This is a genomic window from Vibrio qingdaonensis (genome assembly GCF_026191675.1).
In the GTDB taxonomy this organism is placed as follows: domain Bacteria; phylum Pseudomonadota; class Gammaproteobacteria; order Enterobacterales; family Vibrionaceae; genus Vibrio; species Vibrio qingdaonensis.
Map to the genome: position 1 here is coordinate 1 of NZ_JAKRRY010000190.1, position 304 is coordinate 304.

The window sequence follows — 304 nt, forward strand, 5'->3', positions numbered from 1 at the left end:
ACGAAAAGAAAGTCTGATTTTGTTTCCAAAATCCAGCGTTTGAAAATGTTCAGTCGTCGTCAGTCGCCGGAGCAACTGGCTGATATCGCAGCGTTAAAAGACCAAGGGTTCGTTGACGCTATCAAGCAGCAGTTTCCGCAATTGGTGTCGCGTCGTTTTGCTTTCCATGAAATCCGTGACTTTTTCATCGAATTAAATGGCGCTGGCTTTGGTGAATGGTTTCTTCACGAGCGAGTGGATCACATCATTATGTACACCACTTACGGGTCTGTGTTTCCAGCGTTGCGCTTTGTGACAACGGGGG

1 pseudogene is annotated in these 304 nt (G+C 47.0%); it reads left to right on the top strand.

The features are described from left to right. A pseudogene (locus MD535_RS25960) lies at nucleotides 1-304 on the top strand (hypothetical protein); the annotation flags it as partial.